Origin of the sequence: Polymorphobacter multimanifer, from assembly GCF_014205635.1 — a bacterium.
Lineage (GTDB): Bacteria > Pseudomonadota > Alphaproteobacteria > Sphingomonadales > Sphingomonadaceae > Sandarakinorhabdus > Sandarakinorhabdus multimanifer.
The window spans coordinates 112508-126647 of the sequence record NZ_JACIIV010000010.1 but is presented as its reverse complement, the minus strand read 5'-3'; the positions used below and the strand labels follow the sequence as shown (position 1 = coordinate 126647).

At 64.9% G+C, this 14140-nt stretch carries 11 protein-coding genes and 1 tRNA gene; 9 read left to right on the top strand and 3 right to left on the bottom strand.

Going from position 1 to position 14140, the window contains the following annotated elements; translation table 11 throughout:
• Positions 1 to 7 precede the first annotated feature (7 nt).
• The 4 genes from FHS79_RS08315 (at position 8) to clpX (ending at position 3840) form a co-directional block, all read left to right on the top strand.
• A tRNA-Leu gene (locus FHS79_RS08315) sits at positions 8 to 92 on the top strand.
• 58 nt (positions 93 to 150) lie between these two features.
• On the top strand, positions 151 to 1707 hold the full coding sequence (gene tig, locus FHS79_RS08310; protein WP_184198203.1) for a trigger factor: 1557 nt from the start codon (positions 151 to 153) through the stop codon (positions 1705 to 1707).
• 101 nt (positions 1708 to 1808) lie between these two features.
• Positions 1809 to 2480, top strand: a complete 672-nt coding sequence (gene clpP / locus FHS79_RS08305; protein ID WP_184198200.1) for an ATP-dependent Clp endopeptidase proteolytic subunit ClpP — start codon at positions 1809 to 1811, stop codon at positions 2478 to 2480.
• Between the two features lie 109 nt (positions 2481 to 2589).
• Positions 2590 to 3840: an ATP-dependent Clp protease ATP-binding subunit ClpX gene (gene clpX, locus FHS79_RS08300; RefSeq protein WP_184198197.1), complete on the top strand. Its 1251-nt coding sequence runs from the start codon at positions 2590 to 2592 to the stop codon at positions 3838 to 3840.
• Between the two features lie 38 nt (positions 3841 to 3878).
• Here the strand turns inward: clpX and chrA are convergent, their stop codons facing one another.
• The 3 genes from chrA to FHS79_RS08285 all read right to left on the bottom strand — a co-directional run bounded on the left by chrA (position 3879) and on the right by FHS79_RS08285 (position 7518).
• On the bottom strand, positions 3879 to 5105 hold the full coding sequence (gene chrA / locus FHS79_RS08295) for a chromate efflux transporter (protein WP_184198194.1): 1227 nt from the start codon (positions 5103 to 5105) through the stop codon (positions 3879 to 3881).
• Positions 5068 to 5562 (bottom strand): DoxX family protein, encoded by a 495-nt coding sequence (locus tag FHS79_RS08290; protein ID WP_184198191.1) that lies wholly within the window; start codon positions 5560 to 5562, stop codon positions 5068 to 5070. Before FHS79_RS08290 ends, chrA begins: the two co-directional genes overlap by 38 nt.
• 69 nt (positions 5563 to 5631) lie before the next feature.
• Complete coding sequence (locus FHS79_RS08285; protein WP_184198188.1) at positions 5632 to 7518, bottom strand: CocE/NonD family hydrolase; 1887 nt, start codon at positions 7516 to 7518, stop codon at positions 5632 to 5634.
• Between the two features lie 116 nt (positions 7519 to 7634).
• Here FHS79_RS08285 and FHS79_RS08280 point away from each other — a divergent pair, with 116 nt between their 5' ends.
• The 5 genes from FHS79_RS08280 (at position 7635) to FHS79_RS08260 (ending at position 14135) form a co-directional block, all read left to right on the top strand.
• On the top strand, positions 7635 to 9260 hold the full coding sequence (locus FHS79_RS08280; protein WP_184198185.1) for a metallopeptidase TldD-related protein: 1626 nt from the start codon (positions 7635 to 7637) through the stop codon (positions 9258 to 9260).
• 170 nt (positions 9261 to 9430) lie between these two features.
• Complete coding sequence (locus FHS79_RS08275; protein ID WP_184198183.1) at positions 9431 to 11065, top strand: TldD/PmbA family protein; 1635 nt, start codon at positions 9431 to 9433, stop codon at positions 11063 to 11065.
• A gap of 11 nt (positions 11066 to 11076) precedes the next feature.
• Complete coding sequence (locus FHS79_RS08270; RefSeq protein ID WP_184198179.1) at positions 11077 to 12411, top strand: TldD/PmbA family protein; 1335 nt, start codon at positions 11077 to 11079, stop codon at positions 12409 to 12411.
• Positions 12412 to 12413: 2 nt separating this feature from the next.
• Positions 12414 to 13127, top strand: a complete 714-nt coding sequence (locus FHS79_RS08265; protein ID WP_243453541.1) for a DUF4159 domain-containing protein — start codon at positions 12414 to 12416, stop codon at positions 13125 to 13127.
• A gap of 12 nt (positions 13128 to 13139) precedes the next feature.
• A complete protein-coding gene (locus FHS79_RS08260; protein WP_184198176.1) occupies positions 13140 to 14135 on the top strand; it encodes an AAA family ATPase in 996 nt (331 codons plus the stop codon).
• Positions 14136 to 14140: the final 5 nt, after the last annotated feature.

Genomic DNA, 14140 nt, shown 5'->3' with positions numbered 1-14140 from the left:
CGCTGATGCGGGCGTGGCGGAATTGGTAGACGCGCTGGATTTAGGTTCCAGTGTCGAGAGACGTGGGGGTTCGAGTCCCTTCGCCCGCACCAACGCCCCCGATTCGCTGCAGCTTGCTTGTGAAAAGATTTTTTGAAAGACCGAACCATCATGCAGATCGCCGAAACACTGAACCAGGGCCTCCGCCGCGAATTTTCGTGTGTCATCCCGGCCGCCGATATCGCCAAGCGTGTCGATGTGCGGCTTGCCGAAGTGTCCAAGCAGATCCGCATGCCCGGCTTCCGCCCCGGCAAGGTGCCCGCCAACCTCGTGCGCAAGATGCACGGCCCCGCCCTTCATGGAGAAGCGGTGCAGGCCGCTGTTTCCGATGGCGTGCAGCAGCTCCTCGGCGAAAAGGCGTTGCGCCCCGCGGTGCAGCCGCAGGTCGATCTCGAAGGCGATCTGGTCGATGGCCAGGACCTTTCGTTCAAGGTGGCGCTCGAAATCCTCCCCACCATCGAGTCAGTGAACATCGACGATCTGGCGCTGGAAAAGCTGGTGGTGCAGTCCGATGAAGCCGCCATCGCCGAGATGCTCGCGCGCCTCGCCACCCAGCAGCAGAAGACCGAGCCCGCCGCCGCCAAGTACAAGGCGAAGACCGGCGACACGGTGGTGATCGATTTCGAAGGCTCGGTGGACGGCGAGCTGTTCGAAGGCGGCAAGGGCGAAGGCATGCGCGTGACCATCGGGTCGGGCATGCTCATCCCTGGCTTCGAGGACCAGCTGGTCGGCACCAAGGCCAACCAGGAGCTGACGATCGACGTCAAATTCCCGGAAGATTATGGTTCGGAGGCGCTGGCGGGCAAGCCGGCGCAGTTCAAGATCATGGTGCAGGGCGTCGAGACGCCGGTGGAAACGCCGATCGACGACGAGTTCGCCAAGGGCCTCGGCATCGATTCGCTCGATGCGCTGAAGGATATCCTCAAGGACCAGATCGAAGCCGAGACGAGCCAGCTCACCCGCACCCACATGAAGCGCAAGCTTCTCGACACGCTCGCAGCACGCCATGATTTCGAAGTGCCCGAGACGATGGTCGAAGGCGAGTTCGAGCAGATCTGGGCGCAGCTCGAGCAGGAAGCTTCGCGCGCCGAGGATCCGGAAGCCGCCAAGGCCGAGATCGAGGCCGAACGCGCCGACTATCGCCGCATCGCCGAACGCCGCGTCCGCCTCGGGCTGCTGCTCTCCGAAATCGGCAACCGCGGCGGCATCACCGTCAGCAATGCCGAGATGAACCGCCTCATCGGCCAGGAGGCCACGCGCTATGCGCCGGCCGAGCAGCAGAAGGTCGTCAAGTTCTTCCAGGAGAATGCGATGGCCGCCGCCCAGCTGCGCGCCCCGCTCTATGAGGACAAGGTCGTCGATTATCTGGTCGGCAAGGCCGAGGTGACCGAGCGTGCCGTCAGCCGCGCCGATCTCGAAGCCGCGATCGAGGACGAAGACGAGTCGCCGGCCGCCGGCGGCCACGTCCATGGCCCCGATTGCGACCATGATCACGACCACGCGCCCGCTAAGCCGGCAAAGAAGGCCAAGGCCAAGCCCGCCAAGGCTGCCGAAGAGCCTGGCGCCGAAGAAATCCCGGTCGAAGCGCCGCCCGCCGAAGAGGCGCCGGCCATCAAGGAGCCCGAGAAAAAGGCTCCGCCCAAGAAGGCCGCCGCCAGGAAAGCCTGACCTTTTTCATCGGCGCGATGCCGCAGCTGTGGACAGCGCGGTATCGCCCCTTGAAAAGCATGCGGAAACGTCCGACGTTGGACGGGCAATCGGAGTTCAATATGCACGACCTGCTTCCCCAAACGCATGCTGGCCTCATCCCGCCCCCCGCGCATGCGGGTCTTATCCCCATGGTCATCGAGACATCGAACCGCGGGGAACGCTCGTTCGACATCTATTCACGCCTGCTGCGCGAGCGCATCGTGTTCGTCACCGGCCAGGTCGAGGATCACATGGCCTCGGTCATCGTCGCACAGCTGCTGTTCCTCGAATCGGAAAATCCGAAGAAGGACATCTTCATGTACATCAACTCGCCGGGCGGGGTGGTGACGGCGGGCATGGCGATCTACGACACGATGCAGTACATCCGCCCCAAGGTCGCCACCGTCTGCGTTGGCCAGGCGGCATCGATGGGCAGCTTCCTGCTCGCCGCCGGTGAGCCCGGGATGCGCGTCGCGCTGAAGCATGCCCGCATCATGGTCCACCAGCCCTCGGGCGGTGCCCAGGGCCAGGCGACCGACATCGAGATCCAGGCGCGCGAGATCCTGCGCATCCGTGCCACGCTCAACGAGCTTTACGTCAAGCACACCGGCCAGGACATCGACACGATCGAGCGGGCGATGGAGCGCGACAAGTTCCTGTCGGCCGATGAAGCCAAGGTTTTCGGGCTCGTCGACGAGGTCGTCGAAAGGCGTCCGCTGCCGACCGAGGAAGAGACACGGGCCGCAGCTTGAGCCCGTTATCGCGGCGTTCATCGCCGCGATGTAAGATTTGCGTGCGTTGCTGCCCTTGCAGGGTGACGCAAAGCAACGCTAAACTCGCGCGACGCGAGAGAGGAATGCCATGACCAAATTGAGTGGCGGCGATTCAAAGAGCACGCTCTACTGCAGCTTCTGCGGCAAGAGTCAGCACGAGGTGCGCAAGCTCATCGCCGGGCCGACCGTGTTCATCTGTGATGAGTGCGTCGAGCTTTGCAACGACATCATCCGCGAGGAGACCAAGACGGCGCTCGTCAAGAAGTCCGGCGACGTCCCGCCTCCGCGCGAGATCTGCAAGGTGCTCGATGATTATGTCATCGGCCAGATGCACGCCAAGCGCGTGCTCTCGGTGGCGGTGCACAATCACTACAAGCGCCTCAACCATGGCGGCAAGGGCGCCGAGGTCGAACTCGCCAAGTCGAACATTCTCCTGGTTGGCCCCACCGGCTGCGGCAAGACGCTGCTCGCACAGACGCTCGCGCGCATCCTCGATGTGCCCTTCACCATGGCCGATGCGACCACTCTCACCGAAGCCGGCTATGTCGGCGAGGATGTCGAGAACATCATCCTGAAGCTGCTGCAGGCGAGCGACTACAACGTCGAGCGCGCCCAGCGCGGCATCGTCTACATCGACGAGATCGACAAGATCAGCCGCAAGTCGGACAATCCGTCGATCACCCGTGACGTGTCGGGCGAGGGCGTCCAGCAGGCGCTGCTCAAGATCATGGAGGGCACCACCGCCTCGGTGCCGCCGCAGGGCGGGCGCAAGCATCCGCAGCAGGAGTTCCTGCAGGTCGACACGACCAACATCCTCTTCATCTGCGGCGGCGCCTTCTCGGGCCTCGACCGGATCATCGGGGACCGTCTGCAGGGCAAGTCGATCGGCTTCGGCGCGCATGTGGCAGCGCCCGACGAGCGCCGCGTCGGCAAGCTGCTCCGCCAGTGCGAGCCCGAGGATCTTTTGCGCTTCGGGCTTATCCCCGAGTTCATCGGCCGCCTGCCGGTCATCGCCACCCTCGAGGATCTCGACGAGGATGCGCTGATCAAGATCCTCACCGAGCCCAAGAACGCGCTGAGCAAGCAATATGCCCGGCTGTTCGAGATGGAAGGCGTCAAGCTCACCTTCAACGCCGATGCGCTCTCGGCCATCGCCAAGCGCGCCATCGAGCGCCGCACCGGTGCCCGCGGGCTTCGCTCGATCATGGAGTCGATCCTGCTCGAATCGATGTTCGAGTTGCCCGGCATGGAAGGCCTCGAAGAGGTGCAGGTCGACAAGGAGGTCGTTGCCGGCCTCAAGGAGCCGATCCGCCTGATGAAGCAGGACAAGGCTGCATAAACGCATGCTCCCGGGCGCTGTTGCCAGCGCCCGGGGCATCAGCCTGCCAGACCCCCGGCGCTCACGACCAGCTGCAGCCCGACCATCGCGAGCACGACCGCCCAGGGCGGCGCCGCCCAGCGCAACAGCGCCAATATCCCGAACCCGATGATCGCGACATCCACCGGCCCGGCCACTGCACCCGTCCACACCGGATCATGGAGCGCCATCGCCAATATCCCCACAACGGCAGCGTTGGTGCCCTGCAACGCCGCCTGCGCCGCCGGCCAGCCGCGCACCCGGGCCCAGAACGGCAGCACGCCGAGCAGCAGCAGAAAGCCGGGCAAAAACACCGCCAACAGCGCAATCGCCGCACCGGCAACGCCATTGGGCGCCGGGCCAACGCCGGCACCGAGATAGGCGGCAAAGGTGAACAACGGCCCCGGCACCGCCTGAGCGGCACCATAGCCGGTGAGAAACGCATCGGCGCTCATCCAGCCGGCACCCACGATCTCGGCCTCGAGCAGCGGCTGCACCACATGGCCGCCACCGAACACCAGCGCCCCGGCGCGATAAAAGGCATCGAACAGCGCCAGCCCCTGCCAGCCAGTCACCTCCACCAGCACCGGCAGGCCCAGCAGCAGCGTGAAGAAGCCGATCAGATATGCCGGCGCCAGCCTTTGCGGCCAACGCCCGCCCGCGCCGGTCACCGCAGCCCCCTTGCACAGCAGCCAGCCCAGCAACGCCCCGGCCAGGATCGCCGCAATCTGGGCAAGCGCCCCGCCGACCAGCACCACCAGCACACCCGCCACCAGGGCAATCGCCCGGCGCCGCCCATCGGGCGTCAGCGTTTGTGCCATGCCCCAAACCGCCTGCGCCACGATCGCCACCGCGACCAGCTTGAGCCCATGCACCACCGCCAGCCCCAACGGCCCGCCGAGCACGCCCGCACCCAGTGCGACAAGCAGCATGAACAGCGCCGACGGCAAGGTGAATGCCACCCAGGCCGCCAGCGCGCCCAGCCCGCCGGCCCGCCGCAGTCCGAGCGCAAAGCCGAGCTGGCTCGATGCCGGGCCCGGCAGAAACTGGCAGAGCGCCAGCAGATCGGCGAATTCGGCCTCGTCCACCCAGCCCCGGCGCAGCACCAGTTCGGTGCGGAAATAGCCGATATGCGCCACCGGCCCACCAAAAGACGTCAGCCCGAGCTTCAAAAAGGCGCGGAAAACCTCGCCCGCCGAGGGCGCGGCGCTACTGCGCAACGCGACGGTTTCTCGCCAGCCAGCCATCGAGCGACCAGCGGCCCGCACCTGCAAGCAGGATGAATCCGGCCTCCATCAGCATCGCCCAGTCGGTACGGGTTTCATGCGTCATGCTCAGAAAGCCATAGCGATCGAGCGGGCGCAGCGAGAAGCCCATCCATTCCTGCCCCAGCAGGATCGGCACCTTGGTGCTGATGATCGCCACCACCATCGTGATGATGAGCGGCGCCGCCGCCAACCGCGCGAACAGCCCCAGCAGCATCAGCAAGCCGCACACCAGCTCGACCCATCCCACGAACGGCCCCATCAGCTCGGGTGCAGGAATGCCGATTCCGGCAAAGCGCCCGGCGCCCAGAATGTCCGGGTACACCAGCTTCTGATAGCCTTCGAACCCGAACACAAACGCCAGGCTCAGCCGGATCAGGATCGCCCAATCGACCGAGCCGGGGGACCGCCACCAAAGCGTCGTTCCTGTCGCCGTCACGCCATTTTCCCATCGCTTCTTCAGCCATTTGGGTAGCAGAGGCGCGCCGTCGGTGCCACCCGAACCCGTTCAGGGCACGATCGGCAGCCAGATCGCGCTCGCCTGGCCCGGCCCATGCGCCACCGATTGCGTGGCCGCCGCATAGTCGCCCGCCTTGGCATTGAAGATGTTGGGCACGAACGTCTGCGGGTTGCGATCGTAGAGCGGGAACAGGCTCGATTGCACTTGCACCATGATCCGGTGGCCCGGCTTGAACACATGGTTCACATGCGGCAGCCCGAACTTGAAGTTGGTCACCTTGCCCGGGACCAGCGCCGCCGGCGTCTCGAAGCTCCCCGCATAGCGCCCGCGAAAGATCTCGATGCCGATCGGCAGCTGCATGCCCGCGGTTTTCGGGTGCAGGCTGTCCTCGCCCGGGTGAACGTCGATCAGTTTCACCACCCAGTCCGAGTCTGTGCCGCTGGTGGCAGCAAACAGATCGACCATCGGCTGCCCGGCGATATGCACCTCTTGCGTCAGCACCTCGGTCGTGTAGCTGATCACATCGGGCCGCGTCGCCACGAACCGCTGGTCGGTCACCAGCCAGGTCGTCCACACCGCACGGTCGCGGCCATTGTAGGGCGGCGGCACGAACGGCACTGGAGCGGCGGGGTCGGACACATAGCTGGTCATGCCCGCAGCCGGGGCAGGGGTGAACGCCAGCGCCTTGCCCGGCTGCAGATAGAGCGGCTTGCCCGGCCCCACCGGCCAGCGGTCGCTGCGCTCCCAGCGGTTCGCACCCGTCGCATAGGTCATCACCGGCGGCGTATCCGCCTTGGGTCCGCCCTTCAGATGCTGGTCGAGGAACGGCTTCATCACCGTCTTCCTGAACTGCAGCCCGGTATCACCCTCGAAATCGAGCGCCCCCAGGCTCGCCGCTTCGTAATTCACCTGGCTGTGCCGCCATGGCCCGATCACCAGATGCACCATGTCGTTGTTCACATCCTGCGGCTCGAGCGCCTTGTACACCGCGGGCGCACCATAGCTGTCCTCCTGGTCCCATTGCCCCACCACCAGCATCGTCGGCACGGTCAGCTTGCGCTTGGCCAGCAGCTTGTCGAGCGCCTGCTCCTGCCAATATTGGTCGTAATCCGGATGCTCCATGAACTTGCGCACCGCCGGAAAGTCATCCAGCCCCCATTTGCGCACGAAATCCCCGGTCGAGCCGGCCTTGAGGAAAACCTCATATTGGTCGGCATCCGAATAGGGCACGCGGCCGCCACCCTTCTTCGCCGTCTGGCCGACGATATAATCGAAGGCGAAGGTGCGGAACGCGCCATTGTGGAACCAGTCATCCCCCATCCAGCCATCGACCATCGGGCTCTGCGGCACGCTCGCCTTGAGGGCAGGGTGCGGGTCGATCAACGCCATCAGCGCCGTGAAGCCGGGGTAGGAGCTTCCGGTGATGCCCACCCGGCCATTGCTCTCGGGCACATTCTTCACCAGCCAGTCGATCGTGTCATAGGCGTCAGTCGCATGGTCGACCCTGGTGGTGTTGATCGGCCCCCGCAGCGGCCGGTTCATCACATAATCGCCTTCGGATTTGTACAGCCCGCGCACGTCCTGATACACGCGGATATACCCGTCATTGACGAATTCCGCGTCCATCACCGGCAAGATTTCCTCGATCTTTTGGGCACGGTTGCGGGTCGTCGCACCCCCGGCATTATACGGCGTGCGCGTCAGCAGCATCGGGCCATCCTTTGTGCCCTTGCGCATCACCACCACGGTGAACAGCTTCACCCCATCGCGCATCGGCACCATCACTTCGCGGCGGATGTAATCGGCCTCCGCCCGCACCGGATCATAGACCGCCACGGTATCAGGCGTCATCGGGTCGGTCAGTGCATGTGCCTTTGTCTGCGCCATCGCCGGTGTGGTGGCGAGCAGGCTGGCGATGAGAAATGTGCGGATCATGGAACCCCCGGTTGCTGTGCGCACAACAGACCAGTGCGCGCCGCATTGGGCAAGAGCGTTTGCAAAGTCGGACGCAGACGTTAGACCCGGCACGAGTTCTGGGATGGGAGAAGCCTGTGCGGCGGCGTGATTTTCTGGGTGTGGTCGGTGGCGGTGTCGTGCTGCCGATGGCCTTCGGGCGGCTGATTGCCGCCGAGGAGCTGGTGACGACAATGGATGTCGCCGCCAAGAAGCGGCTCGCCGATGCGGCCCTCAACATCGCCAAGGGGGCAGGGGCCAGCTATTGCGACGTCCGCGTCGGCCGCTACCTCCGCCAGTCGGTGCTCACCCGCGAAAAGACCGTGCAGAATGTCGTCAACGCCGAGTCGCTCGGCGTCGGCGTTCGCGTCATCGTCGATGGCGCCTGGGGTTTTGCCGCCACCAACGACATGACGCCCGATGGCGTCGCTGCGGCCGCCCGCTCCGCCGCTGCCATCGCCCGCGCCAACGCCCGTCAGCAGACCGAGCCCGTTCGCCTTGCCCCAGCGCCCGCACAGGGCGAGGTCACATGGGCCACCCCCATCCGCACCAACGCCATGGCGGTGCCGATCAAGGAAAAGGTCGACCTGCTCCTCAGCGTCAACGCCGCCGCCCAGGCTGCGGGTGCCGATTTCGCGCAATCGACGCTCTTCCTCGTCAACGAGCAGAAATACTTCGCTTCCACCGATGGCACTTACGTGGATCAGGATGTCCACCGCATCTGGGCGCCGTTCACCGTCACCGCCATCGATCGCCAGTCGGGCAAGTTCCGCACCCGTGACGGCCTCTCCTCGCCGATGGGGATGGGGTATGAGTTCCTCGACAGCAAGCCGCAGGACAAGTTCACCGCCCCCAACGGCGTCATCACCTATGGCGCCTCCTACGACATGATCGAGGATGCCGTGGCGGCCGCCAAACAGGCGCGCGAAAAGCTCGCCGCCCCCAGCGTGCAGGCCGGCAAATATGATCTGGTGCTCGATCCGACCCACACTTTCCTCACCATCCACGAGAGCGTCGGCCATCCGCTCGAACTCGATCGCGTGCTTGGCTATGAAGCCAATTACGCCGGCACCAGCTTCGCCACCATCGACAAGCGCGATGCGGGCCTCATGTATGGCTCCAAGCTCGTCAATTTCGTCGCCGATCGCACCGAGCCGAACAGCCTCGGCGCCATCGGCTGGGACGATGAGGGCGTGCGCGCCAAGCGCTGGGATCTGGTGAAGGACGGCAAGCTCGTCGATTACCAGACGATCCGCGATCAGGCGCACATCGTCGGCAAGAACGAATCCGATGGCTGCAGCTATGCCGCCAGCTGGAGCGACGTGCAGTTCCAGCGCATGCCCAATGTCAGCCTCATGCCCGGCACCGCCCCCCTGAGCGTCGCCGACATGGTCTCCCAGGTCGAAAACGGCGTCTACATGTTCGGCCGCGGCTCCTATTCGATCGACCAGCAGCGCTACAACGCCCAGTTCGGCGGCCAGCTCTTCTACGAGATCAAGAATGGCAAGATCACCCGCATGCTCGAAGACGTCGCCTATCAGATGCGCACCCCGGAATTCTGGGGCGCCTGCTCGGCCATCTGCGACAAGCGGGATTGGCGGATGGGCGGCTCCTTCTTCGACGGCAAGGGCCAGCCCAGCCAGGTGTCGGCCGTCAGCCACGGCTCGGCGACCGCGCGCTTCGACGGCGTCAACGTCATCAACACGGCGCGCTCGCTGGGGTAATGGCCGCTGCGGTCGTTCGTCGAACGGGCAGCATCGGGCATTTGACCTTTCGTCCGTTTGGCGCAAAGACGGGCGCATCGGGCATGTCGCTGGGGGGCGGTCGATATGCCGATGAAACAACATGACATTTGCCGGGCCTGGGCGAGGCTTGGTCATCCGGGAGGGACTAAGTGCGCAGACGTGAATTCATGGGGCTTACCGGCCTCTTCGGCGGCGGCCTCGTGCTGCCGGCCGCTTTCGGCAAGGTCATCGCACAGGAAGCGCTCGGCGATGCGATCCCCGATGCGCTGAAGCGCCGCCTCGCCGATGTGGGCCTGGGTGCCGCAACGAGCGGCGGGGCGACCTATTGCGACGTGCGGGTGGGGCGCTATCTGCGCCAGTTCACCGTCACGCGTGAAAAGACCGTGCAGAATGTCATCAACACCGAGTCCGTCGGTGTGGGCATCCGCGTCATCGCCGATGGCGCCTGGGGCTTTGCCGCCACCAACGACATGACCGACGATGGCGTCGCTGAAACCGCGCGGCTGGCACTCGCCATCGCCAAGGCCAATGCCCGGCAGCAGACCGAGCCGGTGCGGCTGGCCCCCACGCCGGGTGTGGGCGAAATCAAATGGCGCACGCCGATCAAGAAGAACGCGATGGAAGTGCCGATCAAGGAAAAGGTCGACATGCTGCTCGCCATCAACGCCGCCGCACAGGCTGCCGGGGCGGACTTCTTCAATTCGGTCCTGTTCCTCGTCAACGAACAGAAGTATTTCGCCTCGACCGACGGCTCGTACATCGATCAGGACATTCACCGCATCCACATCCCGATGCAGGCCACCGCGATCGACCGCCAGACCGGCAAGTTCCGCACCCGCGCGCAGCTTTCGGCCCCGTCGCAGCAGGGCTATGAATATCTTGATGGCGATGCCAGCCAGAAGGTGGTCACCCCCGCCGGCGTCACCGTCTACAACAAGAGCTATGATCCGCTCGAGGATGCGCAGGCCGCGGCCCGCCACGCCCGCGAAAAGCTCAAGGCGCCCACGGTCAAGCCCGGCAAATATGATCTGGTGCTCGATCCGTCGCACACCTGGCTGACGATCCACGAAAGTGTCGGCCATCCGCTCGAACTCGACCGCGTGCTCGGCTATGAAGCCAACTTCGCCGGCACCAGCTTCGCCACGATGGACAAGCGCAATTCGGGCTTCCAGTATGGCTCGGACAAGGTGAATTTCTTCGCCGACAAGGTCCAGCCCGGCAGCCTCGGCCAGGTGCCCTATGACGATGAGGGCGTGAAGACCAAGCGCTGGGATCTCGTCAAGGACGGCAAGCTCGTCGATTACCAGACCATCCGCGACCAGGCGCACATCGTCGGCAAGACCGAGAGCGACGGTTGCTGCTATGCCGACAGCTGGTCGAGCGTGCAGTTCCAGCGCATGGCCAATGTCAGCCTCGCCCCCGGCAAGACCCCGATGACCGTGGCCGACATGATCTCCAAGGTCGAGGACGGCATCTACATCATCGGCGATGGCTCCTTCTCGATCGACCAGCAGCGTTACAACGCCCAGTTCGGCGGCCAGTTGTTCTACGAAATCAAGAACGGCAAGGTCACCCAGATGATCGAGGACGTGGCCTATCAGATCCGCACCCCGGAATTCTGGAACGCCTGTTCGGCCATCTGCGACGATCGCGATTATCGCCTCGGCGGCGCCTTCAACGACGGCAAGGGCCAGCCCTCGCAATCGTCGGCGGTCAGCCATGGTTCGTCCACCGCGCGCTTCGACGGCATCAACGTCATCAACACCGCCCGCTCGCTGGGCTAAGGGGTTTACACATGGCTTTTCCCACACAAGATCAGGTGAAGGCGATCCTCGAAAAGGTCGTCAAGCTCTCCAAGGCCGATGAGTGCACCGCCGTGATGGCGGGCTCCACCGACGGCAACATCCGCTTCGCCCTCAACAACGTGTCGACCAGCGGCATCGTCAACGATACCGAGCTGGCGGTCACTGTCGCCTATGGCAAGCGCGTCGGCTCCGCCACGATCAACGCCTTCGACGATGCCTCGCTCGCCCGCGTCGTCAAGCGCGCCGAGGAGCTGGCAATGCTGGCGCCCGAAAACCCCGAGTTCGTGCCGGCGGTCGCCAAGCAGGCCTATCGCGCCAGCCCGACCTTCGACGCCGCCACCGCCGCGATCACCCCCGATCTGCGCGCCGATGTCGCCGCCAAGTCGATCGCGGCGTGCAAGGCCGAAAAGCTGATCGCCGCCGGCTTCCTCAGCGACACCAGCAACTTCTCGGCCACCGCCAACAGCAACGGCAACTATGGCTATCAGACCGCCACCCGCGCCAACTACACCTGCACCGTGCGCACGACCGATGGCCGCGGTTCGGGCTGGGTCGGCAAGGATGTGCAGGATGTCACCCAGCTCAATGCGGATACCGAAGTCCGCGTCGCCATGCGCAAGGCCGCCGCTTCGGCCGAAGCACGGGCACTCGAGCCCGGCAAATACACCGTCATCCTCGAGCCCGCCGCGGCCGCCGGCCTCGTCAGCTTCATGATCCGCTTCTTCGATGCCCGCCAGGCCGATGAAGGCCGCAGCTTCCTCTCCAAAAAGGGCGGCGGCAACAAGCTCGGCGAGCAGGTCTATGATCCGCGCGTGACGATGATCGCCGACCCCTGGAACCCCGAAGCCGCGGTGATGCCCTGGGACAACACCGGCCTCGCCCGCGAAAGGCAGGCGCTGGTGCAGGACGGCAAGATCGCCAACCTCAACTATTCGCGCTTCTGGGCACAAAAGACCGGCAAGACCGCCGTTGGCCAGCCCGGCAACCTGCTGATGATGGGCGGCACCAAGTCCACCGCCGATCTTGTCCGCACCACCGAGCGCGGCATCCTCGTCACCCGCACCTGGTACATCCGCATGGTCGATCCGCAGACGGTGCTGCTCACCGGCCTCACCCGCGATGGCACCTTCTACATCGAGAATGGCGAGATCAAATACCCGCTCAAGAACTTCCGCTTCAACGAGAGCCCGGTCATCATGCTCAACAACATCGATGAGCTCGGCCGCCCGGTGCGCGTCGCCAGTGACGAAAGCTCGCTGGTGATGATGATCCCGCCGATGAAGCTGCGGGACTTCACCTTCACCTCGCTGTCGGACGCCGTCTGATCGTGCAGCCCGCCATCAGCCGCAAGAGCTTCCTGCGACTGCTGGCGGGCGCCATGGCAGCCACCGCCATCCCGGCCCGCGCCGCGGCCTACGACTTCTGGTTCACCCGGCTGAAGTACAGCAGCGGGGATTGGGACGTCGACCAGCGGATGCCGAACAACATCCTCACCTCGCTCGTCGATTACACCAGCCTGCGCGTCGACCCCAAGGAACATGTCATCGCCCTGTCGGACCCGGCGATGCTGCGCGCCCCCTTCTGCTATCTCGCCGGCCACCGCCTCGTCGAGTTCGACACCGCCGAGCGCGCCAACTTCAAGCGCTATGTCGAAAACGGCGGCTTCGTGTTCGTCGATGATTGCAACCACGATATCGACGGCCTGTTCGCCAAATCCTTCGAAGCCGAAATGGCAAAGATCTTCGGCAGCAGCGCGATGAAGAAGCTGCCCAACACCCACCCCGTCTATTCGAGCTTCTTCAAGTTCGAAGGCCCGCCCGCCACCAGCTTCGAGCTCAACGGCTGGGGCGATGACCTGATCCACGATTACCTCAAGGGCATCGAGATCAATGGTCGGGCCGGAAAGGGGAGATTGGGCGTCCTCTACAGCAACAAGGACTATGGCTGCGAGTGGGACTACGACTGGCGCAACAAGCGCTTCCTCGCCGAAGACAACACCAAGTTCGCCGTCAACATCATCGTCTACGCCCTTTCAGCCTGAGCCGGATTCCCCATGACCGACACCATCGACGAAGCCTCCGTAGCAGCACTGCTCGACAAGCTCGGCGGCCTGCGCGCCGCTGTCGGACAGGCCATTGTCGGCCAGACCGAGGTCGTCGAGCAGCTGCTCATCGGCCTGTTCGCCGGCGGCCATTGCCTGCTCGAAGGCGTCCCCGGTCTGGGCAAGACACTGCTGGTGAAGAGCCTCGGCGAAGCGCTCAAGCTCGAATTCCGCCGCGTCCAGTTCACCCCCGATCTCATGCCGTCGGACATTCTCGGCACCGAGCTGCTCGAAGAGGATCACGGCACCGGCAAGCGCCATTTCCGCTTCCAGCCCGGCCCGGTGTTCACCAACCTGCTCCTCGCCGACGAACTCAACCGCACCCCGCCGAAAACCCAGGCCGCTCTCCTCGAAGCGATGCAGGAAAAGACCGTCAGCTATGGCGGCGTCACCCATGTGCTGCCGAAACCCTTCTTCGTGCTGGCAACGCAAAACCCGCTTGAACAGGCCGGCACCTATCCGCTCCCCGAAGCCCAGCTCGATCGTTTCCTGCTGCTCATCCGCGTCGATTATCCCTCCGAGGCCGAAGAGCATGACATTCTCGCCGCCACCACCGGCGGCAAGCCCGGCGTCGTGCCAGCGGTGATGGGGGAGGCCGATGTGCTTGCCCTGCAGCGCCTCGTGCGCGAAGTGCATCTGAGCGAAGATCTGCTGCTCTGGATCACCCGCCTCGTCCGCGCCAGCCGCCCGGCCGAAAACGCTCCCGAAACCATCGCCAAATATGTCCGCTGGGGTGCCGGCCCGCGCGCCGGCCAGGCGCTGGTGCTCACCGCCAAGGCCCGCGCCCTGCTGCAGGGCCGCCTCGCCGCCACCCGCGAGGACGTGATGGCGCTCGCCGCCCCCGTCATGCGCCACCGCCTGCTCCTGAGCTTCGCCGCCGAAGCCGAAGGCTGCACCGCCGACGATGTGGTCGCGGCGCTGCTCCGCGCCGTGCCGTTCCCCGGCTGAGAGGC

What these genes read in the sequence shown, in the direction of transcription:
- FHS79_RS08285 (WP_184198188.1), bottom strand. Translation starts at nt 7,518, where the DNA reads ATGATCCGCACATTTCTCATCGCCAGCCTGCTCGCCACCACACCGGCG.
- tig (WP_184198203.1), top strand. Translation starts at nt 151, where the DNA reads ATGCAGATCGCCGAAACACTGAACCAGGGCCTCCGCCGCGAATTTTCG.
- clpX (WP_184198197.1), top strand. Translation starts at nt 2,590, where the DNA reads ATGACCAAATTGAGTGGCGGCGATTCAAAGAGCACGCTCTACTGCAGC.
- clpP (WP_184198200.1), top strand. Translation starts at nt 1,809, where the DNA reads ATGCACGACCTGCTTCCCCAAACGCATGCTGGCCTCATCCCGCCCCCC.
- FHS79_RS08260 (WP_184198176.1), top strand. Translation starts at nt 13,140, where the DNA reads ATGACCGACACCATCGACGAAGCCTCCGTAGCAGCACTGCTCGACAAG.
- chrA (WP_184198194.1), bottom strand. Translation starts at nt 5,105, where the DNA reads ATGGCTGGCTGGCGAGAAACCGTCGCGTTGCGCAGTAGCGCCGCGCCC.
- FHS79_RS08270 (WP_184198179.1), top strand. Translation starts at nt 11,077, where the DNA reads ATGGCTTTTCCCACACAAGATCAGGTGAAGGCGATCCTCGAAAAGGTC.